Raw genomic sequence first — 25861 nt, 5'->3', positions numbered from 1 at the left:
GATGACGTTCTCGTCGTCGCTGCCAAAAAAATCCGCATCGGGTTCGCGTGCACGCGAGCGCGGCGCGGCCATCATTAGCGCGCTGCTCGTCGTCGCGCTGTCGGCGATCCTCGTGTCCGGCATGCTGTGGCGCCAGCAGGTCCAGGTCCGGCGCATCGAGAATCAGCGGCTGCTGTCGCAGGCGCAGTGGATCGCGCGCGGCGCGCTCGACTGGACGCGGCTGATCCTGCGCTCCGAAGGCGATACGTCGGCGGGCATCACGTATCTGGGCGGCCTGTGGGGCGTGCCGATCGCAAAAACACGGCTGTCCGATTTTCTCGGGCAGATCGGCGAGGTGCGCGCGGAGCAAGGTGCGGCGACCTACCTGTCGGGCTCGATCGAGGACGCGCAATCCCGATTCAATCTGCGCAATCTGGTCGCGAGTCCGGCGCCCGGCGTGATGCAGGTCAGCGCCGAGCAGACGGCTGCGTATCAGCGTTTGCTCGTGTCGCTCGGCCTGAGCGGACAGCTCGCCAAAGTCACCGCGCTGCACATGCGTGCGGGGCTGTCGCAATCGGCGACGCGCTTTCAGACCGGCACCTCGATCAGCAGCTCGCAGCAGGTCGGTGGCGGCGGTATGACGGGCGGCAACTTTCAGAATCAGCCCGGCATCGAGGACGGCGACGACAACGTGGCGGTCGCGCCGCTCCTGATGACGAGTGTCGATTCGCTGCTCGACATTCCGGGGTACGCGCCGGAGATCATTGCGCGCCTGCGCCCGTTCGTCACCGTGCTGCCGACCGTCACCGCGATCAACATGAACACGGCGTCGGCCGAAGTGATCGCGGCGGTGGTGCCGGGCATGGCGCTCTCGCAAGCGCAGGCACTCGTCGCGCGGCGGCAAACTGTGTTCTTCCGCAACATCGGCGACGTGTCGCTCGCGCTGACCGCGGCCGGCGTGCCATCGGTGTCGGTCGATCAGAACCAGTTCGACGTCAATTCGAGCTACTTTTTAGTCCACGGCAGTGTGCAGCACGAGCGCGCCGAAGTGGATCGCACGACGCTCGTCTATCGCGATCCGCTGACTCACACCACGCGTATCGTGCGGGTACAAGACCAACTATGAATATCGCAATCCACAGAGAGAGTGGCCTTTGAGCACGCTGATCGTCCTATTGCCGCCGCGTGATCCGGCGGTGTCCTCGCAGGAATGGCAACTGCCCGAGCTGACATTTCTGCTGCTCGACAAGTCGGGGCGCACGCAGCGCGCCGGCCGCTCGGCACTCGCGCTGCTGCCGCGCGCGAGCACGACGGTGCTGATGGTCGCCGCGCGCGACCTGCTGCTGATGCCCGCGACGCTGCCGCCGCTACGCGGGCCGAAGCTGCGCCAGGCGCTGCCCAATATCGTCGAGGATCAACTGATCCAGGACCCGCAGACTTGCCATATCGCGGTCGATCCGCAAAGGCTCGGCGATGGCCGGCAGCTGCTCGCGATCGTCGATCGCGGCTGGTTCCGTTTCATCTGCGAGGCGTTCACGGCGGCCGGTCATCGCAGTCTGCGGGCGGTGCCGGTCACGCGTTGCCTGCCGCAGCCGCCGGTGGCCGAAGCAGCCGCGGGCGTCAATGAAACAGCCGACGCGCGCGAGCCGGTGATGGCCGGCGCGGCGAGCGTCGCGACGACGCTGCCGGGCGTCGAGGCAGTGGTGGCGCCCGAAGCGCCGTCCATCGTGCCGATGGTGGCGGCAGTGCTCGGTGCGGTGGTGCAGACCGGGCCCGCGTTGCTCGTCGAAGGCGCGCTCGACAGCGGCGTGCCGCGCGTCGAACTGGCGATTGCGCGCGGCATGCAGGGCGAAGGCTTCGCGGCGCCCGCCAATGCGGTCAATGCAACCCTCGCCGCGCTCGCGGGTGCGGCTCCGGTCTCGCTGTACATGCTGACCGAGGTGCCGGGCAACGAGGCCGGCCACGCCGCGACGAGTCCGGCGCGGCTCGCCGCGCACGTCCACGGCGCGAGTCCGCTGCCGTTCGAGCAGCTCGCGCGGCGCGGGCTCGAATGCCGCTTCGACCTGTGCCAGTTCGAGTTCGCGTCGCAGCCGTGGCGCCTCGATCGCGCGACGCTGCGGCGTCTGCGCCTGCCCATAGCGCTCGCAATCGCCGCGCTCGTCGTCGCGATCATCGGCGCGAACGTGCAGTGGCTGATGCTCTCGCGCCAGCGCGACGCGATCAATACGCAGATGACGGAGCTGCTGCTCAACACGTTCCCGAAGACCACCGTCGTGCTCGACGCGCCCGATCAGATGGCGCGTCAGGTGCAACAATTGCGGGTCGCGGCGGGCGAGCTGTCACCGGAAGATTTCCTCGCGCTCGCCGACGGCCTCGCGCGCTCTCTGTCGCCGCTGCCGGTCAACGGTATCGCCGCGCTCGACTATCACGAGCATCGCCTCGACGTGACCTTCAAACCCGCGATCAAGGTCGACCCCGACTTCGCCCAGCGCCTCGCGCGCAACGGCCTCACCGGCGCGATCGACAGCAGTACCGGCAAATGGACCATCAGGAACGGACAATGAAAGCTGAACTCGCTCAGACATGGGCTGGCTTCTGGGACCAGCGCACCGATCGCGAAAAAGCGTTGCTGACGTGGGGCGGCGTTGCACTCGCCGTGGCGATTGCATGGTCGGTGCTGTGGGCGCCTGCGCAGGAAGGCCGTGCGCATCTGCGTGAGTCACTGCCCAGTCTGCAGCGCCAGCTCGCGCAAATGACCGCGCAGGCCAACGAGGCACGCTCGCTGTCGGCGGCCGCGCAAGGTGTCGCGCCGACCGGCGCGGCGCTCAAGGACGCGCTGAGCGCATCGCTCGGCGAGCATGGCCTCGCCGCGACGCAGGTGCAGTTCGTTGGCAATGCGGTGCAGGTGCAGATGAAAAACGTGGCGTTTCCCGCCTGGACCACGTGGGTCGATGACGTGCGCAAGCAGTTCAAGGTGCAGGTCGCGGAGGCTCATATCACCGCGTTGAAGGACGACGGCCAGGTGGACCTGACGGTGGCGTTGCAACCATCGACCGCGAAATAACGACGCGCGCCGCTCGCTACAGGATCTCGAATGAATTACTGGATGTGGCGCCTGCGTGTGGCGCTGCCGTGGCTGGTCGTCGCCATTCTGTCGGTCGCGGCCGTGACGCTCGCGTTGCTGCCGGCCGCCTGGATTACGCCGCAGTTCGCGCGGCAAACGCACGGGCACGTCAATCTCGTCGACGCCGAAGGCTCGCTGTGGCACGGCTCGGCGACGCTGATGCTTGCCGCTGGCTCCGATATGAGCACGGCGACGCTGCTGCCTGGGCGGATCGAATGGCGCACCGCCTTCTGGCCTCTTTTCACCGGGCGCGTGCGCATGGTCATGCGGCAAAGCGAAGCGATGCCCGACCCGATCACGGTTGATGCGACACTGCGCGGGGCAAGCGTCACGCCTGGCGTGCTCGTGGTGCCGGCGTCGCTGCTCGCGGGGCTCGGCGCGCCGTTCAACACGCTCGATCTGCGGGGTAACGTGCAGTTGTCGTGGTCCGACTGGCGCAGCTTCAATGGCGAAGCGTTCGGGCAACTGACGATGATGCTCGACGACCTCAGCTCACGCGTGTCGCTCGTGAAGCCGCTCGGGTCGTACCGGGTCAGGTTTCAGGCGCAGGGCGCGTCGTCGGCGCTCGAGCTGAGCACGGTGAAGGGACCGTTGAGGTTGAACGGCAATGGCACGGTGTCGGCCGTATCGACGTCGTTTCATGGCACCGCGAGCGCCGCGCCGGAGCAGCACGATAACCTCGCCGGCCTGTTGAATCTGCTGGGCCGGCCAAGCGGACCGGATACGGTGACGCTGACGTTCGTCCGCTGAGGCGCGCCGTTTTGCACTGGGCGCTTCGGATCGACCGAGGCGAGCGCGGCGGCCGTTATTTGCTCTGCACCCGCGCTTGCGGTGTTTCTGCTCCAGGCGTGACGCCTTGCGCGATGGACGTCGCGCCGAGTGCCGCCGCAGCCGCTGGAGCGGAGGCCGGCAGCGGTGCGGGCGCGGCGACATCGCCGGTCTCGCGATTCATCTGCGATACGTCCCAGCCGCCGCCGAGCGCCTTCACGAGACCCACCGACGACACCATTCGCTGCCCGGCGATGGTCTCGAGTTTCTGTTCGGCCGTGAACGCCGTGGTCTGCGCGGTCAGCACGTTGACGAAACCGACCGTACCCGCCTTGTACTCGTTCGTGACGATCGCGAGCGCCTGGCGCGCCGAGTCGACCGCCTGCCGCTGCACGACGATTTCCTGCTCGAGAATGCGCAGCGACGCGAGGTTGTCCTCGACGTCCTGGAACGCGGCGAGCACCGTTTGCCGATAGGTCGCGACATCCGCGTCGTAGGTAGCGCGCGCGGCCTCGGTTTGCGCCTTGCGCAGACCGCCGTCGAAGATCGTCCCGGCCAGTTGCGGGCCGAGCGTCCAGAAGCGCGACGGCAAGGTCAACAATTGCGAGAACACCGAGTTCTCGAAACCGCCGGTCGCCGATAGCGTCAGCGACGGGAAAAACGCGGCGATTGCCACGCCGATCTGCTCGTTCGCCGCGGCCGCCTTGCGTTCCGCTGACGCGATATCCGGCCTGCGTTCGAGCAGCGCAGACGGCATTTGCGCGGGCACGGCCGGTGGCGTCGCGGTGAGCGGCATCGGCGGCAGCGAGAACGTCGATGCGGGCACGCCGATCAACACCGCGATCGCGTGCTCGTCCTGCGCGCGCTGGATGCCGTTGTCGATCGCGGCGGCCTGCGCCGATTGCAGCTGCGTTTGCGCCTGGATCACGTCCGAGCGCGCGGCGACGCCGGCCGCGTACTGATTCTGCGTGAGTTGCAGCGAGCGCTGATAGGCCTCGACTGTGTCGTCGAGCAGCTTTTGCGTGGAATCGAGCGAGCGTAGCAGGAAGTAAGTCTGCGCGAGCGTGGCTTGCGCCGACAGGCGCGCGTTCGCGAGATCGGCGGCCGCACCCTGCTGGCCGGCTCGCTGCGCGTTGACCGAGCGCGTGACCGAGCCCCACAGGTCCGGTTCCCAGCTTGCCTGCATCTGGACGTTGAAACTGTTGCCGATGCCGGGTCGGCTCGTCGCGGTCGTCGCATTGCCGCCGGTTTGCGCGCCGTTGCCGGAGCGTGTCGCGCCCGCCGACGCACCGATCGTCGGGAAATACGCGGCGCGCGCTTCGCCGACGAGCGCGCGCGCCTGCCGGTAGTTCGCGGCGAATTGCGCGATGGTCTGGTTCGCGGCGTTGAGCCTGTCTTCGAGTTCGTTGAGCTTCGGGTCTTCGAAGATCGCCCACCAGTTGCCGCGGTCGTGTTGATCGGCGGGTTCAGCGACCTTCCAGCCGGGCGCGGCTTCCTTGAACGACGCAGGGATCTCGGTGGCCGGCCGCTGATAGTTCGGGCCGACCGCGCAGGCGGCGACGAGCGTCGCGCAGGCCGCGCTGATGGCGAGTGTTAGGACGCGCGGCGCAAACACCCGCGCGCGAGAGATTCGATCGGACTGCATGGAGTGAATTCCTTCTGGACGCCGCGGTGCGGCAGGCAGCGGCGCCACCGGCGGAGCGAGATCGTGGTCTGCCGGAATGTTAGCGTATGCGCCCGCGCGAGCGCGGGAAACTGAAAGCTGAAAGGTTAATGCGGCGCGATGCGCAGGTGTGTTACCTGCGGCGACGCGATGGTTACGCGTTGTTACCGGCAGGCGCGAGGCGCGGCGGGTACGCTGTAGTGCAGGCGGCGAGAGGAAGCGAACCGGTATTTCAAAAGCGCGTCGGGAAGAGGCGCGCCGTCAGAAGCGCGATTCTGCTGTTTTGGCCTGCTTGCGCTGACGCTGGCTCGCGAGCTTACCCGCCGAAGCCCGGCACGATGCGCCGCCGCGCGCAACGCAAGCGCTGCCGCTGTTGGCTGCGGTGATGCCTGTCGCTGCAATGGCGAAGCTTTCCTTAGGGAGCACGATTTCGCTGGATGTCTCGAGCGCGGCGCTGTCGCGCTTCGCCCGCTTCGTCTCCCGCCGATGCTCGACCCAGGCGAGCAGCGCGACACCCACCGATCCGCCAGGCAGCACCAGCAGTCCCGCGAAGAGCGCGAGTTTCCACCAACGGTGTGGGCCCTGGAAGCTGTGAAGCGCGGAATGGGTCAGTGAGCGGCTGAGGCCGCTAAGCGTGGTGTTTTTGAGGTGCGGCATCGGGGAAATCCTGTTGCGCGTCGCGAGCGGGCGGCGTGCGGTGATCGGTCAGAACATCGTCGCGAATGGCGCAGGACGCGCGAAACTCGTTGCCTGTCATAATATTGACCATGCAATCAAATTTCAAGATACTGTGCCGCGAGAATGTTTCGCGTGTGGTTTTTATGTTGGGCGGTCGTGCACCGCAAAAAGTCAATTGACTTGTCTGCTTAGGCAGCTAAACTTCGTTTTGCTTGTGGATGTTGCGGAGAGCCCATGACGGATGGCCCCTACAAAGCGGACGAGGTCGAGCTCACGAGCAGTCTCGGCTACTACCTGACCAAAGCGCGCAACGTGCTGGTGGAGCGCACGGACCGTGCGGTCAAGCCGCTCGGGCTCACCGCGCAGCAGATCGGCGTAATTCTGATGCTGTCGTCGCGCCGTGCGAGCACGCCATTCGAGCTGTCGCGCGCAATGTCGTACGACAGCGGCTCGATGACGCGTCTGCTCGATCGCCTGGAAAAAAAAGGCTTCATCGTGCGCACGCGCAGCAGTGACGACCGGCGCATGGTGAAGCTGGAGCTGACTCCTCAAGGCCATGACGCCGCGCAGCAATTGCCGAATCTGGGCGCGACTGTACTGAACGATCAATTGCGCGGTTTTACGGCCGAGGAGCACGCAACGCTGATTCACCTGCTCGCCCGTTTCATCGCGAACGGTCCCGAGGGAGAAACCGGCGTGGGCCGTGGACCGGCGCCCCGGCCGGATGAGCCCAAGACTGGAAACTAAGCACAGTCGTCGCCAACAGGCGGCGCTTCATCACGAAGCACTAGCAACGCAACGAGGAGGCGCTTTTTTGAAAGCGCCGTTATCAAAAGATATCTGTCTGGGCAGAGGGTGATCGGGCATGCAAACGACGTGTCAGACACGCATGATAAAGCTGCCGTGACAAGCTTTCGCCGCTTGAGGAGAACAACCTATGGACGCCACGGCTTCCAACGCCGCGCTGCCCGTGACCGAACCCGCCCCGCTGCAGGGCGGCGCGCTCGCGCTGCTGACCGTCGGTCTCGCACTGGGCACCTTCATGGAGGTGTTGGACACCTCGATCGCGAACGTCGCGGTGCCGACCATTTCCGGCAGCCTCGGCGTCGCGACAAGCCAGGGCACCTGGGTGATCTCGTCCTACTCGGTCGCTTCGGCCATCGCCGTGCCGCTGACCGGGTGGCTCGCGCGACGCGTCGGCGAGGTGCGGCTCTTCTCGCTGTCGGTGCTGCTGTTCACCATCGCATCGGCGGCCTGCGGTCTCGCCCATAACTTCGAAACCCTGATCGCGTTCCGGCTCGTGCAAGGGCTCGTGTCGGGGCCGATGGTGCCACTGTCGCAGACGATCCTGATGCGCTCCTACCCGCCCGCGAAACGCGGCCTCGCGCTCGGCTTATGGGCGATGACCGTGATCTGCGCGCCGATCTTCGGCCCGTTGATGGGCGGCTATATCACCGATAACTTCACGTGGCCGTGGATCTTCTATATCAACGTGCCGATCGGCCTGTTCTCGGCGTTCTGCGCGTACCTGCTGCTACGGGGCCGCGAGACGCAGACGACCCGCCAGCGCATCGACGTGATCGGCCTCGTGTTGCTGGTGACCGGTGTGTCGTGTCTGCAGATGATGCTCGATCTCGGCAAGGACCGCGACTGGTTCAACTCGACGTTCATCGTCACGCTCGCCGTGATCGCGCTCGTGTCGATCGCGTTCCTGCTCGTGTGGGAGTTGACGGAGAAGGAGCCGATCGTGGACCTGTCGCTGTTCAAGGATCGCAACTTTGCGCTCGGCGTGGTGATCATCTCGTTTGGCTTCATGGCGTTCTTCGGCTCGGTGGTGATTTTCCCGCTTTGGCTGCAAACGGTGATGGGCTACACGGCCGGCCTCGCGGGTCTGGCCACGGCGCCGGTCGGATTGCTCGCGCTGTTTCTGTCGCCGATGATCGGCAAGAACATGCATCGTCTGAATCTGCGCATGGTCGCGAGCTTTGCTTTTATCGTGTTCGCGATCGTGTCGTTCTGGAACTCGACGTTCACGCTCGATGTGCCGTTCGACCACGTCATCCTGCCGCGGCTCATACAGGGCATCGGCGTCGCGTGCTTCTTCGTGCCGATGACGACGATTACGCTTTCCAGCGTGCCCGATGAGCGTCTTGCGAGCGCGTCTGGTTTGTCGAACTTTTTCCGCACGTTGTCCGGCGCGATCGGCACGGCGATCAGCACGACGTTCTGGGAAAACGACACGATCTATCACCACGCGATGCTCGCCGATACGGTCAACGCTTATTCGGCGAATACCAACGCCTTTACGAACGCGCTCGCGGGTGCCGGGTTGTCCGGCGACGGCCTTACCGCGCAGCTGAACCAGGTGGTGACGAGTCAGGCATACATGATGGCCACCAACGACTTCTTCCGCATCTCGTGCGCGGCGTTTATCGTGCTGGCGTTGCTCGTGTGGGTCACGAAGCCGCGCAAGGGCGCAGGGCCTTCGCTGGGACACTGAAGTCGACGGCGCGGCAGCGGCGCCTGAAGCGCCGTTGCCGATGCCGCGAATCAGCCCGCTATTGCGACATCACCTCACCGTTCGGCAGCGTAGCCGACCTTCCGGGCAGCGTCTCCGGATGCGTCGCATCGGGCGCCTTCTGCGATGGTATCGCGCTGCCTTGCGGCACGCCGGCGCCTTCGCCTCTCACATATAGCTTGAAATCCGCGCCCGCTTCCCACGGATTCGGCTTGCAGCCGAGGGAGCTGTCGCAATGCGCCGAAAAGCCGATCGTCTCGGTGCCGTCGGGACTCGCGGCGCGCGTGATCTGATACGCGAGCGCGCGCTTGCCGCCGTCGGGGCCGGTGGTCTGGATCAACGAGTCGTTAGCGATCTCGATCTCGTACTTCGAGTGACTCGCGACCCATGTGTGCGCCCGTTGCCACCAGAGGTCGCATTCGGCCTTGTTCGAACACGTCAGCGGTTTGGTCGCGATCTGCATGATGTCCGGATCGACCTGACCTTGGGTCGAGCACGCCGCCGCCGCCACGAGACACAGCGCGGCCAACAGAACTTTGTTCTTCACGTCGATATCTCCCTGTACATCGTGTCATAACATTTTGGACCGGCGGGCCGAGGGCACGTTTCATCCAGATCAGAGAACTGCGACGACGCGCGGAGAATTTTCCGATTGCACGCGCGCCTTCGGAGCACGGTCCGTAGTCGTTACCCGCGCATTGGCTGTGCATTATTCGCGCCAAAGAAAAAGCGGCCGCGCGGGCCGCTTGTCTGCGTCTCGACTTCGGGTGAACGCTCAGATGCTAAAGCGATTGAGCGTGTAGGCGCGATAAGCGGCCACGAACGCATCGAACGAACCGACTTCCTCGCGTTCGAGCTTCGCCTGTTCTTCGAGCGATTGCACCGCGAGATCTGCAAACGCCTTTGCCTGCGCGGCGTCGAGCGGACGTGCGCGGAAGTACGCGGCATGCGCTTCGCTTTGCGCGAGGCCGAACGCGAGGAAGCTCTGCTGCTTTTCGCGCATCGTTTGCAGCACGCGCGCCGATGGCGTCAGTGACACGTCCGCGAGCTTCGCGCGTTGCGCGGCGACCGCGCGGGCATGTTCGTCGCCGCCGTTCAGTCTGTCGAGCACGGCGGCTGCGGCGTCGATTTTCGCGAGCAGTTCCTCGGCCCAGTCGGTCATGGCGACCGGCTTGCCGTCGCGGATCAGCTCGAGGCCGGGCTTGCGACCTTCCATCGTCATGCGGCCGAAGTTCAGGTTCGCTTCCGTGTAGGCGGGCCGCGGCAGCGGCGCGCTGTCGTCGAGCGCGCACACGAGCAGGTAAGCGTCGAGAAAGCGCGACGTTTCAAGCGAAATGCCGGTCGGCTCGAATGGATCGATGTCCATGCAGCGCACTTCGACGTATTGCACGCCGCGCACGGCGAGCGCATGCAGCGGCCGCTCGCCCGGATACGTGACGCGCTTCGGACGAATCGTCGAATAGAACTCGTTTTCGATCTGCAGCACGTTGGTGTTGATCTGCACCCACTCGCCGTCGCGTTGCGTGCCGATCTGCTCGTAGGCCGGATAAGGCTGGCTCACGGCTTTCGAGAGCGCGTCGAGATAGCCGGGCAGCGTGTTGTAGTCGGCGTGCAGCGCGGCTTGCGCGGTGGTGTTCGAATAGCCGAGGTCGCTCATGCGCAGGCTCGTTGCGTACGGGCGATACAGCGTGTCGGCATCGAACGTGTCGAGCGTGTGTTTCCGATCGCGGAGGAATCGACGATCGAGCGCCGGCGATGCGCCGAACAGATACATCAGCAGCCAGTTGGTGCGGCGGAAATTACGAATCAGCGCAAGGTAACGGTCGGACTGGAAGTCGACGAGGTTCGCGGTAGATTGCTGATCGGCGTGCAGCAGTCGCCAAACTTCTTCGCTCAGCGAATAGTTGTAGTGGATGCCGGCGATACATTGCATCGCGCGGCCATAACGCAATGCGAGGCCGACGCGGTACACGTACTTCAGTTTGCCGATGTTCGACGTCCCGTAGTGCGCGATCGGAATGCCGTCGTCGGTGGCGGGCAACAGGCCCGGCATCGAGTTGGTCCACAGAAGTTCGTCGCCGAGTTCCGCGTAGACGAAGCGATGCAGCAGGTCGAGCTGCGCGAGCGTTTCGGCGACGTCCTGCTCGGCTGGGGTGATCAGCTCGAGCAGCGCCTCGGAGTAGTCGGTTGTGAGCGACGGATGCGTCAGCGCCGAGCCGAGCGCGCGCGGATGCGGCGTCATGGCGAGCTGGCCGTCGCGCGTCACGCGCAGACTTTCCTTTTCGATGCCGCGCAGGCCGCGTATCAGCACATCGCGCTGCGGGCCGGAGCCGAGCACGGACAGGCGGTGCGAAAACGCGTCGGTCGCGCGGGAAGGAATGGTGTTTGGCATTGATGCGAGTCGCGCGTTGCCGGTTCGCTGCGTATCGCCAGATTTTTCGCAGACGGTACAGCGGCTGACAACGTTCGGCGGAATTTTCAGTAGCGGGCACTTTAACATCTCGCCAGAACGGCTGCTTGCGCCCTTCTCGGCGGGTTTGTGGGTGGTGCCGAGCTACGCCGTCACCATCGCCACGTCACGGCGACACTCATCCGCCGCGCGCCGCGCCTGCCCGATCAGCGACCTCGTTCCACAGATGCATCGCGGCATACGCACGATACGGCCGCCACCTGTCGCTGCGGCTGCGCTGCTGCGCGGGCCGCACGAGCGCTGGATCGCGCGCGCAGATCGCTTGCATCAGCACGAGATCCGAGGCGGGCCATGCGTCGGGATCGCGCCATGCGCGCATCGCGACGTATTCGACGGTCCAGGGCCCGATACCCCCGAGCGCGAGCAAAGCGCCGCGCAGGCTTGCGGCGTCGACGGCATCGCTGTCGAGCGGCACATCGCCGCTCGCGACCGCGCGCGCGAAGCCCTGCAACGCGGCGACGCGTTTGCCCGGCATGCCGATTTGCGCGAGATCGGCATCGGCGAGCGCGGCGGGTGTCGGAAAGCGCCACGCGGTGTTTTCATGCGGATGTCCGTCGATGCGTTCGCCCGCGCGCTGCACGAGCCGCCCGATGATCGTCGTCGCGGCCTTCACGCTGACCTGCTGACCGACGATCGCCCGCACTATCAGCTCGAAGCCCGACCACGCGCCCGGCACGCGCAGGCCCGGGACCGCCGCGACGAGCGGCGCGAGCCACGGGTCCGCGGCGAGCCCGGCGGCGATCTTCTCCGGGTCAGCACGCAGATCGAACATTCTCGCGACTGGCGTGGCGAGCGCATCGGCGTGACGACTCGCCGGCCCTTCGATGCTCGCGACGATGCAGCGTTTGCGCGGATGCAGCCGCACGCTCAACGTGCCGCTGTCACCGTGCCAGGCGATCGCGCGGCGATAGGCGCCATCCTCGACGGCCTCGACGCCGGGCGTCGCCCGGCCGCTGAAAAAGCGCAGCAGCCGAGGCCAATCGAACGGTGCCTTGAACGGTAATTCGAGCGTTGCGACGTGATTAAGCGTGCTCAAGCGGCGTGATCCAGTTGGGAGTTGCGGGAGTGAGCGCCGCTATCGGCACGGCTCGCATCGTCGGCTGAAACGCCGCCTGCGTGCTGCGCCTCATTGTCTAGCAAAGCCGCCTTGCGCGGCAGTCCCCAGCGATAGCCGGTGAGCGCCCCGCCCTTTTGCACGACGCGATGGCATGGAATCGCGAGCGCGACCGGATTCGTCGCGCACGCACTGGCCACTGCGCGGACCGCGCGCGGCGAGCCGACGGCCTCGGCGATCTGCGAATAGCTGCGCGTCTCGCCGTATGGGATGCGCCGCAGCGCGTCCCATACGCGCTGCTTGAATGCGGTCGACGCGATATCGAGCGGCAGGTCGAAGTTCTGGCGAGTGCCGCGCAGATACGCGTCGATCTGCGCGACGAACGGCGCGAGCCGCCCGGCATCTTCGCGCAGCTCGGCATTCGCGAACTCGCCGCGCAATTCGTCGATCAGCATGGCGGGGTCGTCGCCGAAGCCGATCTTGCAGATGCCCTTGTCGGTCGCGGCGACCAGCACAAAGCCGAGCGAATTCGGCGCGCTCGCGTAGCGCACCGTGAGCCCGGCGCCTTTGCGGCGATACGCGGACGGTGCCATGCCAAGCTCGGCCGGCGCGCTGTCGTACATTCGCGACGGCGAGCCGAAACCGGCGTCGAGCGTCGCCCGCGTGACGTCGGCGCCGCCCTGCAGCGCATCGCGCAACGCGGCGCCGCGCTGTGCGGCCTGGTACTGACGCGGTGACACCCCGACCACACGCTTGAACAGGCGTTGCAAATGGAACGGGCTCACGTGCACGGCGTCGCTCAGTTGCGCGAGCGTGAGGCGTTGCTGCGGATCGGCGTCCAGCGCGGCACAGGCCCGAGCGACGATGTCGAGCTCGCGCGGCAGGCCACCGGGCTGGCAGCGCTTGCAATCGCGAAAGCCCGCGGCGCGAGCGGCGGCGGCATCGGTGAAGAAGGCGACGTTTTCGCGGCGCGGCTGGCGCGACGCGCAAGACGGCCGGCAGAACACGCCGGTCGTCCTGACTGCGTAGAAGAATGCGCCGTCGGCGTCGCGGTCGCGATGCGTGACGGCGTCCCAGCGTTCGCCGTCAGTGCGCCACTGAGTGGCGTCGACGTCGGCGGCGGTGCGCACGGTGGCGGATCGACGGGTGGTAGCGTTCATGATGTCCTCGGAGCCCCGATGGGCAGATGATGACGATGCTCATCAATGTAGGCCCGATCTCTACACAGTACGCGCCGGTTCTTGCTCTGTCATTCGGCTACGATTTCACCTACAGGTTGTAGGGTCAATACCCGGCAAATTGCAATCCCAAGCGCGCTTCGAAACGCCTGCCCGCCGGGCTTTTCGCCCCAAATTGCGACAATTTCGCACGATATCGGGTTTTCCCTTAAAAAGTTATTGCGTCGCACCAACCGGATGTGTATATTAGGAACTGTCTCCTCCATGTCTCCTCCTGATATGGATTCAGCCCGCTCCACTTGAGCGGGCTTTTTTTTGCCCGCGCTTTCCCGCCTATCCGCCCCGCCCTTTCTCCTACACTTCGCTAATCGGTTCTCCGAAACAGCCAGGGGGCGTTCGACATGAAAATCCACATTCGCGAGATCGACCACGTCGTGCTCCGCGCGACCAACGCCGACACCTTGTCGCGGTTTTACTGCGACGTGCTCGGTTGCAGCGTCGAGAAGGAGCAGCGCGAACTGGGCCTCACACAGCTGCGCGCGGGCCGTTCGCTGATCGATGTGCTGCAGGCCGGTGCGAAGCTCGACCGCGCGGAAAACGGCGCGGCGGGAGCGGGACGCAACATGGATCATCTGTGTCTGCGCGTCGAGTCGTTCGACGCCGACGCGCTGAAGGCGCATCTGAGCGCGCATGGCGCGCGGCTCGGCGAACAGGGGGTGCGTTATGGCGCGGACGGCTTTGGACCGTCGCTGTATCTGTTCGACCCGGAGGGCAATATGGTCGAACTGAAGGGGCCACCGGAAGCGGCGCGGGTCACGTCGCTCTGAACGCGAAACCGAAACGGCGCTAAGACCGTTTCAGATCCTGGCAATCACGCGGCCGGTGCTTTGAGCACGGTCCAGTCGATCTTCACCGCATCGGCGTCGGCGCTGCCAAGCCATGCTTCGCCGTCCTGCACGGTACATTGCAGCCGCATGGTGCGTTCGGCGAGCGAGCCGAGCGCTGCCGCGACGTCCTCGCCAAGCGTCCATATCGTCACGTTGCGCAGGCGCTCCACCTTGTTGCGCACGCCCTGCCACCAGATCTCCGAGGTCCGCCCGCCATACGCGATCACGATCACGTCATTCGCGCGGCCGCTCGCCTTCGCGATGCGCCGCTCGTCGGGCTGGCCGACCTCGATCCATGTATCGATCGCGCCGGTCAGGTCCTTCGCCCACAGGTCGGGTTCGTCGACATCTGACAAGCCTTTGCAAAACTCCAACCGTTCCTGTGCGAATAGCGCGAATGCGGCGACGCGGACCATCATCCGCTCGTCGGTTTCGGAGGGGTGGCGGGCGATCGTCAGCGAATGGTCGGCGTAATAGTGCCGGTCCATGTCCGCGATCTGCAGTTCCGCCTTGTATATCGTCGATTTGAGAGCCATGCCGTTGCTGAACCAGGCGCTCGCTCCACCAGAGCGCAGCGAAAATGAATCGTCGACGGCGCGTTGCCGTTTCTTGTGTTTGCCGTACATCGCCTGTTCCTCCCGCGCCGTCAGCCGGTGCCTATGACACGGGAGGAAGCATTTAGCGGGCCACGGCGGGCTCCATGGCCGTGCCGTATACCTCCTGAGCGGTGTCCCGCAACGCTTCGAGTACGACGGCGGCCGCCGGAGACAACAGATGCGACTGGCGCGTGATGATACCGAATGTATCCATCCTGCACGGTAAATCGATCGGTACGCGCTTCAATACGCCGTACTGTTGGTATTGACGCGCCACTTCGTCCGGTAGCACCGCCAACATGTCGCTTTGCAGCAGCAGGCTCGAAATGGCCAGGAAATTGTTCGTATTGACGACGTTCTGCGGCGGATGCAGGCCGATCTGCGAAAAAATCAGGTCGAAACGATGGCGCAGCACGCTGCCCGGCGGATGCAGCACCCAGCTCGCGTTGACGATGCCGCGCAGCGTCAAACCCGTTTCATTTTCGAGGGGATGGCCAGGACGCGCGACCACGCACAAAGGTTCGTCGGCAAGCGGTTCGTAGCGCACGTCGGTCTTGAAATGATTCTGCCGTTCGAGCACGCGGCCGATCATGATGTCGAGCTCGCCTTCGGCGAGCCGCGGCAGCATCACGTCGGAGGTCTCGACCTCGGTCCAGATCTGCAGCTGCGGATAACGTTCCTTCACACTCGCGATCGCGCGCGGCACCATCGTCGCGGCGGCCGCCGCGATCACGCCGATGCGCACCTGACCCGCGAGCCCCGCGCGCAACGCCGAGATTTCGTCGTGGGCCTGGCTCAGGTTCGACAACACCATGCGCGCGTGGCGGATCATCACCTCGCCGTACAGCGTCGCGTGCATGCCGTGCGGCGTGCGGTCGAACAGGCTCACGCCGAGCATGTCCTCGAGTTCCTTCAACAGACGCGACGCGGCCGGCTGCGTCATGCCGAGCACATCGGCCGCGCGGCGCACGTTGCCTTCCTCCTCCATTGCGGCAAGCAGCAGCAACTGGCGCGTTTTCAGCCGCGCGCGCACGAACCAGTTCGAATAGCTACGCGTCATCACAGGTCTCCAGGTTTTACGAGCGATGGTTGTACGTTCTTCCGCCGAAGCTCCATGATGCCATATCGAAACTGATATCGGAGAGGCCAAAAAAGGGATTGGAAAGTTATTGGGGCCGCTCATACCATTCGTGGACTTTGCAAACTTCCTTGAGATTTCTGATCCGGCGCCCGCGCCGCGCCGCCCTTTTCCGCCGATGAACCGCGATCCGCTCGTCCCGCTCGTTGCCAGTCCGTTTCGCCACTACATCAATGGCGGATGGGAGACCGGCGCGACCGCGGGCCTGTCGTTCAATCCGTCGGATCTCGACGAGCCGGTTGGCGAGTACGTGCGCGCGGACGTGCGGCAGACCGATAGCGCGATCGAGGCCGCTCACGCGGCGTTTCGCGACTGGTCGCTCGCATCCGCGCAGCGCCGCGCGGATGCGCTCGATGCGATCGGCAGCGAAATGCTCGCGCGTCGCGAGGAGCTTGGCAGGCTGCTCGCGCGTGAAGTCGGCACGGTGCTGCCAGAAGCGCTCGCCGAAGCGACGCGCGCGGGGCAACTGTTCAAGCTGTTCGCGGCCGAGGCGCTGCGCGCGTTCGCCGAGCCGCAGGCGTCGGCGCGTGCCGGGGTCGACATCGACGTGACGCGCGAGCCGCTCGGGGTGGTCGGCGTCATCGCGCCGTGGAGCGCGCCGCTTGCGGTCGCCGCCGCGAAGATCGGCGCTGCGCTCGCGCACGGCAACTGCGTCGTCTACAAGCCGGCCGAATCGGTACCGGCCTGCGCCGCGGCGCTGGCGTCGATCGTCAGCCGGGCGGGTTTGCCGGCCGGCGTGTTCAACCTGGTGATGGGCAGCGGGCGCAAGGTCGGCGCGCGCATCGTCGCACATCCGCTTGTCGCGGCGATCAGCTTTGCCGGTTCGAGCGACACCGGCACGCGCGTGCTGCAGGCCGCCGCCGCACGCCAGGCGCGCGTGCAACTGGAGATGGGCGGCAAGAATGCGTTCGTCGTGCTAGCCGACGCCAACCTCGACGGTGCAGTCGACGCGGCGCTCACCGGCGCCTTCAGCGCGACCGGCCAGCGCAGCACGGCGGCCGCGCGGCTGATCGTCGAGCGTGCGGTGTTCGCGCCGTTCGTCGACGCGTTGCGGGCGAAGCTGGCGAAACTCACTGTCGATCACGCGCTGAAGCACGGCACCGACATCGGCCCGCTCGCGAACGCCGCGCAGCTCGAGCGCAATTTGGATTACGTGCGCATCGGCGAGCAGGAAGGCGCGCAGTTGCTGCGCGGCGGGCGACCGCTCGCGCGCGCGACGCGCGGCTATTTTCTCGAGCCGGCGCTGTTCGTCGGCGAACCGGAGCATCGCATCGCGCGCGAGGAGATTTTCGGGCCGCTCGCGGTGGTGCTGCGCGCCGACGATTACGAACACGCACTACATCTCGCGAATAGCACCGCCTACGGACTGTGCGCCGGCATCTGCACGCGCTCGCTCGAACGCGCGCGGCATTTTCGCCGCCACGTGCAGAGCGGTCTCGTCACGATCAATCTGCCGACCACGGCCGTCGAGCATCACGGTCCTGGCGGCGGGCGCAAGGCATCGGCCTATGGAGCCAGTGATGCCGCGTTCTGGACCGCCGTGAAAACGGCGTACGTAGCGGGATAGACGCGATGAGCCGAGCCACGGCTTTCGCCGCCCGCGTTACCCCGCTGCAACTACATGACATCGATGCAGCTTTTTAGTCAGAGGAGACAAAAGATGACCAGCAAGCTTCGCCGTTTGACCCTCACCGCAATGGCCGCCGCCGCCCTCGCCGCGCCGTTTGCCGCGCAACTGTCCGCGCGCGCCGACGAGCCGCTCAAGGTCGGCTTCCTCGTGAAGATGCCGGAACAGGCATGGTTCATCAACGAACAGAAGGCCGCGACCGCGGTCGGCCAGAAGGACGGATTCTCGGTCGTCAACATCGGTACTCCCGACGGCGAAAAAGTGCTGGCCGCGATCGACAACCTCGGCGCGCAAGGCGCGAAGGGCTTCGTGATCTGCGCGCCCGACGTGCGCCTCGGACCGGCGATTCAGGCACGCGCGAAGCGCTACAACATGAAGTTCGTGACCGTCGACGATCAGCTGGTCGATTCGACCGGCAAGCCGCTCGCCAACGTTCCGCACCTCGGCATGTCGGCTTTCAAGATCGGCAACCAGGTCGGCCAGGCGATCAGCGACGAAATGAAGCGCCGCGGCTGGAAGCCTGAGGAAGTCGGCGCGCTACGTATCACGGACTACGAACTGCCGACCGCCAAGCTGCGCACCGACGGCGCGACGCAGTCGCTGCTCGCCGGCGGCTTCAAGAAGGAAAACATCTTCGACGCGCCGCAGAAAACCACCGACGACGAGGGCGGCTTCAACGCGGTGTCGCCGGTGCTCGCGCAGCATCCGAACATCAAGAAGTGGGTGATCTTCGCGCTCAACGAGGAAAGCGTGCTCGGCGGCGTGCGCGCGACCGAGCAGCTGCATATTCCTGCCGCGGACGTGATCGGCGTCGGCATCAACGGCGCGGGCGAGGCGTTCGCCGAGTTCCAGAAGAAGGAACCGACGGGCTTCTTCGGTACGATCGCCGTCAGCTCGACGAACCACGGCAAAGAGAGCACCGAAAACCTCGTCGAATGGATCAAGAACGGCAAGCAGCCGCCCGCCGACACGCAGACCACCGGCAAGCTGATGGTGCGCAGCAACTGGCAGGACGTGCGCAAGGAACTGGGTATCTAAGCGGAGTTCTCGCAGCAGATGGCGGGCCGCATCGCGCGGCGCGTTTAGCGCGCGAGCGCGGCCCGCTCAGGTTCCATCAGTTCGAGGTTTTTCGATGACGTCTTTATTCACCGGGTCTCACGCCGGCGGGGCCGCAGTCGCGCCCTCGCCTTCATCGAGGCCCGTATCCGAGGCCCCCTATCTCCGGCTCGACGGCATCACCGTGCGCTTTCCGGGCGTGCTCGCGCTCGACCAGGTTTCACTCGAAGTGCGCCGTGGCGAGGTGCACGGCCTGATGGGCGAAAACGGCGCCGGCAAGTCGACGCTGCTTAAGGTGCTGTCCGGCGTCAATCACCCCGTTGCGGGCACGCTGTCGCTCGATGACGTCGAGCAGCAGTTCGCGACGACGAAAGCCGCGATCGCTGCGGGTATCGCCATCATCTATCAGGAACTGCATCTGGTGCCGGAGCTGACCGTCGCCGAGAACCTGATGCTCGGTGCGCTGCCGAATCGGTTCGGCGTACTGGACGAAAAGGCACTCGTCGCGCGTGCGATGCGCGAGCTCGAACGGCTCGGCGAGAAGCTCGATCCGTCGCTGCAGGTCAAGCATCTGTCCATCGGTCAGCGGCAGATGATCGAAATCGGCAAGGCGCTGATGCGCGACGCGCGCGTGATTGCGTTCGATGAGCCGACCAGCTCGCTGTCGTCGCGCGAAACGGCGCAACTGTTCCGCATCATCCGGGCACTGAAGGCCGAAGGCCGCGCCATCATCTATGTCACGCACCGGATGGAAGAAGTCTACGAGTTGTGCGATCGCGTCACCGTGTTTCGCGACGGCCGCCGCATCGACACCTTCGAGGCCGGCGCGGGACTTGATCGCGATCGGCTGATCAGCTGCATGGTGGGCCGTTCGATCACCGACGTGTACGGCTATCGCGCGCGCGAACTCGGTGACGTTCAGCTTAAGGTCGACGGCGTGATGGGACCGGGCCTGCGCGAAGCCGCCACGTTTTCCGCGCGCAAGGGCGAGATCGTCGGCTTTTTCGGGCTCGTCGGCGCCGGTCGCTCCGAGCTGATGAAGCTGATTTACGGCGCGGTCAAGCCGAGCGCCGGCGAGATCGCGCTGAAGGGCAAGCGCGTGCAGTTCGCCACGCCGCGCGACGCGGTGCGCGCCGGTGTCGCGCTGTGTCCCGAAGACCGCAAGCAGGAAGGCATCGTGTCGATCGCGTCGGTCTCGGACAACCTCAACATCAGCTGCCGCCGCCACTTCAGCCGCTTCAACGTGCTCAACAGCCGCAAGGAAGCGCAGAACACGCGCGAGTTCATCGGCAGGCTCGCGATCAAGACACGCAACGGCGACACGCCGATCGGCACGCTCTCCGGCGGCAATCAGCAGAAGGTGATCCTGTCGCGCTGGCTCGCGGAAGAGATCGACGTGTTCCTGATGGACGAGCCGACTCGCGGCATCGACGTCGGCGCGCGCAGCGAGATTTATGGGCTGCTGTATGGGCTCGCCGAGGCGGGCCGCACGGTCATCGTGGTGTCGAGCGATCTCGCCGAGGTGATCGGCGTGAGCGATCGCGTGATCGTGATGAAGGAAGGCCGCATCGTCGGCGATCTGCCGAAGGCGCAGGCGACGCCCGATGCGTTGATCAAGCTGGCGTTGCCGCGTTGATCGCCAACCGGGTCGCGCCACCCGGGCTCTCACCGAATACCGCAACAAAAACGGCATTGAACGGAACAGACATCATGAATACACCTTCGACCGACTCCTCGACCCCTGCCGTCGCTTCCGCGGGCTTGACCGCGCGCGCCGCGCGCACCTGGGACCTGATCAACAAATCCGGCATCGTGATGGTGTTCATCATCCTGTTCGCGGTGCTGTCGTTCACGGTCCCCGATTTTCTGAGCACGCGCAATATTCAGGGCCTGCTGCTGTCGGTCACGCTGATCGGCTCGATCTCCGTCACGATGATGTTCGTACTCGCGCTTGGCGAGGTGGACCTGTCGGTGGCGTCGATCGTCGCGTTTTCGGGGGTGGTCGCTTCCGTGCTGATCACCGCGACGCATAGCGTGTTCGTCGGCGTCGCGGCCGGGGTGCTGGCGGGCGGGGCGGTTGGGCTCGTCAACGGCACACTGGTCGCGCGCTACAAGATCAACTCGCTGATCGTCACGCTCGCGATGATGGAGGTCGTGCGCGGCCTCGCGTACATCACGTCGAACGGCGACGCGGTGATGATCTCCGAGGAGCGCTTCTTCGATCTCGGCGGCGGCGCGTTCCTCGGCATTTCGTATCCGATCTGGAGCAACATCGTCGGCTTCGTGCTGTTTGGCTTCCTGCTGAAAAAGACCGTATTCGGCAAGAACGTGCTGGCCGTCGGCGGCAACAGCGAAGCGGCTGTGCTCGCGGGGCTGCCCGTTACGCGTATCAAGATCACCGTGTTCGTGCTGCAAGGCCTCGTGACCGGTTTCGCGGGCGTGATGCTCGCGTCGCGCATGAGCCTCGGCGATCCGAAGACGTCGGTCGGCCTGGAGCTCGGCGTGATTTCCGCATGCGTGCTCGGCGGCGTGTCGCTGACGGGCGGTGTCGCGACGATCTCCGGCGTGCTGGTCGGCGTGCTGATCATGGGCTCGGTGCAGGACGCCATGAGCCTGCTGAACGTGCCGACCTTCTACCAGTACCTGATTCGCGGCGGCATCCTGCTGCTCGCGGTGCTGTTCGACCAGTTCCGCCGCAGCAAGCGCGTGCACTGACGCGCCGTTGCTCGCGGCCGGTTTCCTGCGCTTTACGAGAGGGCGTATTGCCGATGCGGATCGCTAAAATCCGCATCGGCCTTTTTGTCGCACGCGAAGCCGGGCCGGCCCGCAGGGTAATAAAAAAACGGCTTGGCGTTTGAATGCCTAAGCCGTCTTTTAGCTCACGCGTTCACGCTTGCGACTTTTCAAAGCCGCGCGGATACGCATGCGACCGAATTCCGGCTTTTGCCGGAATGCCGGTGTTGTGCTTATTGCTTGATAAATCGGTCGTTCGCCCAGAGTCCTTCGGTGTCACTATTGCCGGCGTTCACGAACTCGACGTCGTGGCCGACCACGCGCACTACGCGGAAATTCGAGTCGGTCGGCGTCAATACGCATTGATATCCTGAGAAGAATTCCTGCATTTGCTGCTGTTCGCCGGCTTGCGCGTGGTGGTCGGCGGCATCGAGCTTGTCTTTCGATACGCAGCCATACCCATTGGCCTTGAACTGGATCGTTTGCTGCGGCTTGATCACGGAGTCTTGCGCCTGAACGCTCGCGGCAGCCAAACCCGCAATGGCGAAAACAACGGCAATTCGAGTTTTCATTTCTTCCTCCGTGCAGGCCGAAAAAATACTCGGGTTAGCTATGTGTTTAACTTTAAGGATTGATCCACAGCTTGCACTTTAGAAGAACAAAGGAGAACGACAAGCACATCTTGTGTGCGGTCGCAACAGTGGCGAATTGTCGCACCCAGTTTTGCTGGTGATTAAGTCTTGGGCACACGCCTGATCGAACGGCAATGAAACGGATAAATAGCAAATGCGTCATTCGCAAGCCTTTAACCGGTATAGCTTCGCGCGCATATTCGCGTAAACGTGTATTCGGAATTAAGCACGTTAATACAATTTAATTCGCTGCTTTGTGCGTCGCACACAAAGTCGTTCGGCTGGCAAAAGTTGCCAGGCGCGATAATGAGGCAGATGCAGAAGATAAATAGTGCCAGCGGCTGAGCGAGCGTTTTTCCGACGCGCCTGGCCGTCATGCGGGTACAAGCGGTGCTCTACAATTGGATCGAATCTCCTGCAATTGGAGGCCATCGTGAACGAGCACGTCATCCTCGGGATTTTTCTGGTCGTTCCGCTGCTGATCGTGATGTTTCTTTTTTCCGACGAATTGTGGCAGGAGCACCGAGACCTGCACGAGGGCAGGCCGTTGCCAGCGCGGCCCCGACGCATCGACTGGCGGCACCCGCTGCGCCGTTCGCGCGATCGGGTCTGAAATTGCGAAGCAGATCGCCCAAAGAAAAAAGCCTGCCATTGCGGGCAGGCTGAAAAAGAGATCCACACTCAATGCCTTGAATACAAGGCAGTAGCAGTCTACCGGCGCCGTTTCTATCGGCGATTGCAGCGGCCTTTACAGTTGTTACCGCGTGTGACCGGGATGCGAGGCGCATCGGCGCGCCTCGTCTAGTGCTTCTTCAATGGGCGCGCCAGTGCGCGCGAATCCGTGTAGCGAGCGCTTCGAGCGTGTCCGTATCAGCGCGCTCGCGCGCATGCAGCTTGAGCGGTTGACCCTCCCAGCGCGGTATCACGTGGAAATGGACGTGCGGCACCGTCTGTCCCGCCGCCGCGCCGTTGAACTGGCCGATGAACACGCCGTCCGGGCGCAGTGCCGCGCGCACCGCGATCGCGAGCTTCTGCGCCATGCGCATCGACGCAACGAGCGCCTCATCCGACAGATCGAAAATCTCCGCCACCGCTTCTTTGGGCACGACGAGCAGATGGCCGTCGGCTTGCGGCATCAAGTCCATGAAAGCCAGAGCCTGGTCGTTTTCGGCCACCTTGATGCACGGCAGTTCGCCGCGCAAGATCTTGGCGAACGGGTTGCTGTCGTTGTAGCTCATCGTGTTTCCTCTACTCGTTTGGGCTGGGTTCGATTCACGGGTCGAGCGGGAGACTGTTTTTTCGCCCAGCTTCACGCCGCAGTTTTCCTATTCTCCACCAGATCGCTCACGGCACGCGGGCGGCGCGCCGGATCGCCTGGGGGGGCTGGCCGAACGCGCGCAGAAACGCGCGCCGCATCCGTTCGGTGTCGATGAAGCCAGTGTCGGCCGCTACCGTTTCGATCGAATGACGGCCGGATTCGAGCATCGTGCGTGCCGCTTCGACGCGCAGGGCCTCGATCGCGCGGGCCGGCGACTGGCGCGTCTCGTCGCGAAACGCGCGGCTGAACTGACGGGGACTCAGATGCGCGATGCCGGCGAGTTGCTCGACGCTCAGCGGCTCGCGCAGATGACTCTTCGCATACGACAGCGCGTTCTGGATCCGATCGGATTTCGGTTCGAGATCAAGCATTGCCGAGTACTGCGATTGTCCGCCGGTGCGCCGGTGATAGACGACGAGCTTCTTCGCGATCGCGCGCGACATCGCGACGCCGAGGTCGCCCTCGACGAGCGCGAGACACAGATCGATGCACGCGGTCATGCCGGCCGACGTCCACACCGAGCCGTCGACGATGAAAATGCGGTCCTCGTCGACCCGCGCGCGCGGAAAGCGCCGTTGCAGATCGCGCGCATGCGCCCAGTGCGTGGTCGCGTGGCGGCCGTCGAGAATGCCCGCTTCGGCGAGCACGAATGCGCCGGTGCAGATGCTCGCGGTGCGGCGCGAGACGGCGAGCGCGTCATTCAGAAACGTGAGCAGGCCCGGCGACGACGGCGCGATCTCCATCGCACCGGTGACGATCACCGTGTCATAGGATGGATCGCCGAGCGGCTGCGTGGCGACCTCGACGCCCGACGAGCTGCGCACCATGCCGCCGTGCTCGGAGATCAAGGTGACGTCGTACGCGGGCTCGTCGGTGTCCTGATTGGCGAGTTCGAAAATCGACACCGCGATCATGTCGAGGATCTGGAAGCCCGGAAATACCACCACGCCGATGCGTCTCATTGCGATGTCCGAAAATGAGGGAAATACGACATTTGAGACACAACGGTACGCGCCTACACTCAGCTCGTCAACACCGCCGCATCAGTGCGCAAGCGCGGTGGCGGCGAGTTCACGGATGATCCCATTCAACGGACAAGGGCGGTCGCATCCCGCGCAGCCCGCAAGGAGAGCTTCAATGGCAACGCAGGCAGACAAGGGCGTACAAGGCGGTTTGAACGAAGGCAAGGGCACGGCGGTCATCACGGGTGCCTCCTCGGGTATCGGCGCGGTCTACGCGGACCGGCTCGCGCGACGCGGCTACGATCTGCTGCTGGTCGCACGCGACGGTGCGCGTCTGAAGAATCTCGCCGACCGGCTCACGAAGGAGACCGGCCGCCGCGTGAGCACCGCCAGCGCCGATCTGACGGACAAGGCCGACGTGCGGCGCATCGAGAACCAGCTGCGCGCCGAGCGCGCCCTCACGATGCTGGTCAATAACGCGGGCGTCGGCGCGACCTCGACGCTGGTCGACTCGGACATCGATCAGCTCGAGAAAATGATCGACCTGAACGTGACCGCCCTCACGCGCCTGACGGCAGCGGTGTTGCCTGGCTTCATTGCGCGCGGCGCGGGCACGGTGATCAATATCTCGTCGATCGTCGCGCTGTCGCCGGAATTGCTGAACGGCACCTACAGCGGCACCAAGGCGTACGTGCTGAACCTCACGCAGTCGCTGCATCACGAGGTGGGCGGCAAGGGCGTGCGGTTGCAAGCGGTGCTGCCGGGCGCGACGAGCACAGCGTTCTGGGATCGCGCGGGTCTCGCGGTTGAGAACCTGCCCGCGCAGATCGTGATGAGCGCCGAAGACATGGTCGACGCGGCGCTCGCCGGTCTCGATCAGGGTGAGCTGGTGACGATTCCGTCGTTACCCGATGCCGCCGACTGGGAGCGTTTGAACAGCGCACGTCTGCATCTGCAGCCGAATCTGTCGCGCAGCGCGCCGGCCGAGCGCTACACGCGAGCCGTGGCGGCCTGAAAAAAGAAGGTGGGAGGGCGGCTCGGGACTCAGCTTATCCGCAGCCGGTGTATCGCAGCGCGCGCATCAGCCCGCTTCGGTTTACGCGGCACCGCCGCCCGAACAGTAGGGGTGAGCAGCCGCAACCTCAGCCGCAGTGGTGGGCGTGTAAATGCTCTGCTGGCGCGCGAACAATTTGCGCGAGGCGCGCGCAGACAAAAAGGCCGTCGCCCAATGCGACGGCCTTTTTCTTTCTGAGGCACAGCCTAATGCTTGTGATGCAGCCATTCCGCGTAATGCGTATCGAGCCAGCGCTCGAGCCGGGGTGGCTGGGACGGGTCGCGGTGACGCGACACCATCCAGATGGCAATGCCAACCAACAGCATGACGGCGGGCCCCATCAGGTATGCGAGCATCGATTGAGACATCGGAACCTCCGTATCGGCTTGCTTCCGTTTTTCAGTGTAGGCGATGGAAGCGGGGAAG

25 protein-coding genes are annotated in these 25861 nt (G+C 64.9%); 13 read left to right on the top strand and 12 right to left on the bottom strand.

Annotated elements, in window-relative coordinates; translation table 11 throughout:
• Position 1 precedes the first annotated feature (1 nt).
• Genes gspK through LJ655_RS09335 form a run of 4 tightly spaced genes read left to right on the top strand, consistent with a single transcriptional unit; the run spans position 2 to position 3853 of the window.
• On the top strand, positions 2-1105 hold the full coding sequence (gene gspK / locus LJ655_RS09350; protein ID WP_230560961.1) for a type II secretion system minor pseudopilin GspK: 1104 nt from the start codon (positions 2-4) through the stop codon (positions 1103-1105).
• Between the two features lie 28 nt (positions 1106-1133).
• Positions 1134-2543 (top strand): type II secretion system protein GspL, encoded by a 1410-nt coding sequence (gene gspL, locus LJ655_RS09345; RefSeq protein ID WP_230560960.1) that lies wholly within the window; start codon positions 1134-1136, stop codon positions 2541-2543.
• Entirely contained in the window at positions 2540-3043 is a 504-nt protein-coding gene (locus tag LJ655_RS09340) for a type II secretion system protein M (protein ID WP_230560959.1), read from the top strand. Before gspL ends, LJ655_RS09340 begins: the two co-directional genes overlap by 4 nt.
• Positions 3044-3073: 30 nt before the next feature.
• On the top strand, positions 3074-3853 hold the full coding sequence (locus tag LJ655_RS09335) for a type II secretion system protein N (protein WP_230560958.1): 780 nt from the start codon (positions 3074-3076) through the stop codon (positions 3851-3853).
• 55 nt (positions 3854-3908) lie between these two features.
• Here LJ655_RS09335 and LJ655_RS09330 read toward each other — a convergent pair whose 3' ends face one another.
• Together LJ655_RS09330 and LJ655_RS09325 are read right to left on the bottom strand one after the other, a co-directional pair.
• Positions 3909-5516 carry an efflux transporter outer membrane subunit gene (locus LJ655_RS09330; RefSeq protein ID WP_230560957.1) on the bottom strand — a complete coding sequence of 536 codons (1608 nt, stop codon included), beginning with the start codon at positions 5514-5516 and terminating at the stop codon, positions 3909-3911.
• Positions 5517-5795: 279 nt separating this feature from the next.
• A complete protein-coding gene (locus LJ655_RS09325; protein WP_230560956.1) occupies positions 5796-6191 on the bottom strand; it encodes a hypothetical protein in 396 nt (131 codons plus the stop codon).
• Positions 6192-6446: 255 nt separating this feature from the next.
• Here LJ655_RS09325 and LJ655_RS09320 point away from each other — a divergent pair, with 255 nt between their 5' ends.
• Positions 6447-6959 (top strand): MarR family winged helix-turn-helix transcriptional regulator, encoded by a 513-nt coding sequence (locus LJ655_RS09320; RefSeq protein ID WP_230560955.1) that lies wholly within the window; start codon positions 6447-6449, stop codon positions 6957-6959.
• Positions 6960-7149: 190 nt separating this feature from the next.
• Positions 7150-8712: a DHA2 family efflux MFS transporter permease subunit gene (locus LJ655_RS09315; protein WP_230560954.1), complete on the top strand. Its 1563-nt coding sequence runs from the start codon at positions 7150-7152 to the stop codon at positions 8710-8712.
• Between the two features lie 58 nt (positions 8713-8770).
• Here LJ655_RS09315 and LJ655_RS09310 read toward each other — a convergent pair whose 3' ends face one another.
• The 4 genes from LJ655_RS09310 to ada form a co-directional block, all read right to left on the bottom strand.
• Complete coding sequence (locus tag LJ655_RS09310) at positions 8771-9277, bottom strand: hypothetical protein (protein WP_230560953.1); 507 nt, start codon at positions 9275-9277, stop codon at positions 8771-8773.
• A 228-nt stretch (positions 9278-9505) separates the two neighbouring features.
• Positions 9506-11122: a glutamate--cysteine ligase gene (gshA, locus tag LJ655_RS09305; protein ID WP_230560952.1), complete on the bottom strand. Its 1617-nt coding sequence runs from the start codon at positions 11120-11122 to the stop codon at positions 9506-9508.
• Between the two features lie 196 nt (positions 11123-11318).
• Positions 11319-12236 carry a DNA-3-methyladenine glycosylase family protein gene (locus tag LJ655_RS09300; RefSeq protein ID WP_230560951.1) on the bottom strand — a complete coding sequence of 306 codons (918 nt, stop codon included), beginning with the start codon at positions 12234-12236 and terminating at the stop codon, positions 11319-11321.
• Positions 12233-13414: a bifunctional DNA-binding transcriptional regulator/O6-methylguanine-DNA methyltransferase Ada gene (gene ada / locus LJ655_RS09295; RefSeq protein WP_230560950.1), complete on the bottom strand. Its 1182-nt coding sequence runs from the start codon at positions 13412-13414 to the stop codon at positions 12233-12235. The genes LJ655_RS09300 and ada overlap by 4 nt, the downstream gene beginning before the upstream one ends.
• Positions 13415-13833: 419 nt before the next feature.
• Between ada and LJ655_RS09290 the strand changes: the two genes are divergently transcribed.
• Positions 13834-14259 (top strand): VOC family protein, encoded by a 426-nt coding sequence (locus LJ655_RS09290; RefSeq protein ID WP_230560949.1) that lies wholly within the window; start codon positions 13834-13836, stop codon positions 14257-14259.
• Positions 14260-14303: 44 nt separating this feature from the next.
• Here the strand turns inward: LJ655_RS09290 and LJ655_RS09285 are convergent, their stop codons facing one another.
• Both LJ655_RS09285 and LJ655_RS09280 read right to left on the bottom strand, forming a co-directional pair.
• The gene (locus LJ655_RS09285) at positions 14304-14855 is read right to left on the bottom strand and encodes a YaeQ family protein (protein WP_230561097.1); all 552 of its coding nucleotides are present in this window, start codon (positions 14853-14855) and stop codon (positions 14304-14306) included.
• A gap of 142 nt (positions 14856-14997) precedes the next feature.
• Positions 14998-15975, bottom strand: a complete 978-nt coding sequence (locus LJ655_RS09280; protein WP_230560948.1) for a LysR family transcriptional regulator — start codon at positions 15973-15975, stop codon at positions 14998-15000.
• Positions 15976-16171: 196 nt separating this feature from the next.
• On the opposite strand from LJ655_RS09280, the gene LJ655_RS09275 reads away from it, so the two are divergent.
• The 4 genes from LJ655_RS09275 (at position 16172) to araH (ending at position 21451) form a co-directional block, all read left to right on the top strand.
• Positions 16172-17620 carry an aldehyde dehydrogenase family protein gene (locus tag LJ655_RS09275; protein ID WP_230560947.1) on the top strand — a complete coding sequence of 483 codons (1449 nt, stop codon included), beginning with the start codon at positions 16172-16174 and terminating at the stop codon, positions 17618-17620.
• 93 nt (positions 17621-17713) lie between these two features.
• On the top strand, positions 17714-18718 hold the full coding sequence (locus LJ655_RS09270; protein WP_230560946.1) for an arabinose ABC transporter substrate-binding protein: 1005 nt from the start codon (positions 17714-17716) through the stop codon (positions 18716-18718).
• A gap of 94 nt (positions 18719-18812) precedes the next feature.
• Entirely contained in the window at positions 18813-20372 is a 1560-nt protein-coding gene (gene araG / locus LJ655_RS09265) for an L-arabinose ABC transporter ATP-binding protein AraG (protein WP_230560945.1), read from the top strand.
• Between the two features lie 74 nt (positions 20373-20446).
• Positions 20447-21451: an L-arabinose ABC transporter permease AraH gene (gene araH, locus LJ655_RS09260; RefSeq protein ID WP_230560944.1), complete on the top strand. Its 1005-nt coding sequence runs from the start codon at positions 20447-20449 to the stop codon at positions 21449-21451.
• Between the two features lie 251 nt (positions 21452-21702).
• Here the strand turns inward: araH and sap1 are convergent, their stop codons facing one another.
• The gene (gene sap1 / locus LJ655_RS09255) at positions 21703-22041 is read right to left on the bottom strand and encodes a surface attachment protein Sap1 (protein ID WP_230560943.1); all 339 of its coding nucleotides are present in this window, start codon (positions 22039-22041) and stop codon (positions 21703-21705) included.
• A 493-nt stretch (positions 22042-22534) separates the two neighbouring features.
• On the opposite strand from sap1, the gene LJ655_RS09250 reads away from it, so the two are divergent.
• Positions 22535-22714, top strand: coding sequence for a hypothetical protein (locus tag LJ655_RS09250; RefSeq protein ID WP_230560942.1), 180 nt, complete (start codon positions 22535-22537; stop codon positions 22712-22714).
• 199 nt (positions 22715-22913) lie between these two features.
• Here the strand turns inward: LJ655_RS09250 and LJ655_RS09245 are convergent, their stop codons facing one another.
• Positions 22914-23339, bottom strand: a complete 426-nt coding sequence (locus LJ655_RS09245; RefSeq protein WP_230560941.1) for an HIT family protein — start codon at positions 23337-23339, stop codon at positions 22914-22916.
• 106 nt (positions 23340-23445) lie between these two features.
• Positions 23446-24381 carry a GlxA family transcriptional regulator gene (locus tag LJ655_RS09240; RefSeq protein WP_230560940.1) on the bottom strand — a complete coding sequence of 312 codons (936 nt, stop codon included), beginning with the start codon at positions 24379-24381 and terminating at the stop codon, positions 23446-23448.
• A gap of 175 nt (positions 24382-24556) precedes the next feature.
• On the opposite strand from LJ655_RS09240, the gene LJ655_RS09235 reads away from it, so the two are divergent.
• Positions 24557-25396: an SDR family NAD(P)-dependent oxidoreductase gene (locus LJ655_RS09235; protein WP_230560939.1), complete on the top strand. Its 840-nt coding sequence runs from the start codon at positions 24557-24559 to the stop codon at positions 25394-25396.
• Positions 25397-25641: 245 nt separating this feature from the next.
• Here the strand turns inward: LJ655_RS09235 and LJ655_RS09230 are convergent, their stop codons facing one another.
• Positions 25642-25803: a hypothetical protein gene (locus LJ655_RS09230; RefSeq protein ID WP_230560938.1), complete on the bottom strand. Its 162-nt coding sequence runs from the start codon at positions 25801-25803 to the stop codon at positions 25642-25644.
• Positions 25804-25861 lie beyond the last annotated feature (58 nt).

This window comes from Paraburkholderia translucens, assembly GCF_020881035.1.
Lineage (GTDB): Bacteria > Pseudomonadota > Gammaproteobacteria > Burkholderiales > Burkholderiaceae > Paraburkholderia > Paraburkholderia translucens.
Note: the sequence above shows the minus strand (reverse complement) of the source record. Positions and strands in the feature narration are given on the sequence as shown.

Coding starts and splice junctions, on each gene's coding strand:
- gspK (WP_230560961.1), top strand. CDS start 2: ATGACGTTCTCGTCGTCGCTGCCAAAAAAATCCGCATCGGGTTCGCGT.
- LJ655_RS09340 (WP_230560959.1), top strand. CDS start 2,540: ATGAAAGCTGAACTCGCTCAGACATGGGCTGGCTTCTGGGACCAGCGC.
- LJ655_RS09335 (WP_230560958.1), top strand. CDS start 3,074: ATGAATTACTGGATGTGGCGCCTGCGTGTGGCGCTGCCGTGGCTGGTC.
- LJ655_RS09330 (WP_230560957.1), bottom strand. CDS start 5,516: ATGCAGTCCGATCGAATCTCTCGCGCGCGGGTGTTTGCGCCGCGCGTC.
- LJ655_RS09325 (WP_230560956.1), bottom strand. CDS start 6,191: ATGCCGCACCTCAAAAACACCACGCTTAGCGGCCTCAGCCGCTCACTG.
- LJ655_RS09320 (WP_230560955.1), top strand. CDS start 6,447: ATGACGGATGGCCCCTACAAAGCGGACGAGGTCGAGCTCACGAGCAGT.
- LJ655_RS09315 (WP_230560954.1), top strand. CDS start 7,150: ATGGACGCCACGGCTTCCAACGCCGCGCTGCCCGTGACCGAACCCGCC.
- gshA (WP_230560952.1), bottom strand. CDS start 11,122: ATGCCAAACACCATTCCTTCCCGCGCGACCGACGCGTTTTCGCACCGC.
- ada (WP_230560950.1), bottom strand. CDS start 13,414: ATGAACGCTACCACCCGTCGATCCGCCACCGTGCGCACCGCCGCCGAC.
- LJ655_RS09290 (WP_230560949.1), top strand. CDS start 13,834: ATGAAAATCCACATTCGCGAGATCGACCACGTCGTGCTCCGCGCGACC.
- LJ655_RS09285 (WP_230561097.1), bottom strand. CDS start 14,855: ATGGCTCTCAAATCGACGATATACAAGGCGGAACTGCAGATCGCGGAC.
- LJ655_RS09280 (WP_230560948.1), bottom strand. CDS start 15,975: ATGACGCGTAGCTATTCGAACTGGTTCGTGCGCGCGCGGCTGAAAACG.
- LJ655_RS09275 (WP_230560947.1), top strand. CDS start 16,172: ATGAACCGCGATCCGCTCGTCCCGCTCGTTGCCAGTCCGTTTCGCCAC.
- LJ655_RS09270 (WP_230560946.1), top strand. CDS start 17,714: ATGACCAGCAAGCTTCGCCGTTTGACCCTCACCGCAATGGCCGCCGCC.
- araG (WP_230560945.1), top strand. CDS start 18,813: ATGACGTCTTTATTCACCGGGTCTCACGCCGGCGGGGCCGCAGTCGCG.
- araH (WP_230560944.1), top strand. CDS start 20,447: ATGAATACACCTTCGACCGACTCCTCGACCCCTGCCGTCGCTTCCGCG.
- sap1 (WP_230560943.1), bottom strand. CDS start 22,041: ATGAAAACTCGAATTGCCGTTGTTTTCGCCATTGCGGGTTTGGCTGCC.
- LJ655_RS09245 (WP_230560941.1), bottom strand. CDS start 23,339: ATGAGCTACAACGACAGCAACCCGTTCGCCAAGATCTTGCGCGGCGAA.
- LJ655_RS09240 (WP_230560940.1), bottom strand. CDS start 24,381: ATGAGACGCATCGGCGTGGTGGTATTTCCGGGCTTCCAGATCCTCGAC.
- LJ655_RS09235 (WP_230560939.1), top strand. CDS start 24,557: ATGGCAACGCAGGCAGACAAGGGCGTACAAGGCGGTTTGAACGAAGGC.
- LJ655_RS09230 (WP_230560938.1), bottom strand. CDS start 25,803: ATGTCTCAATCGATGCTCGCATACCTGATGGGGCCCGCCGTCATGCTG.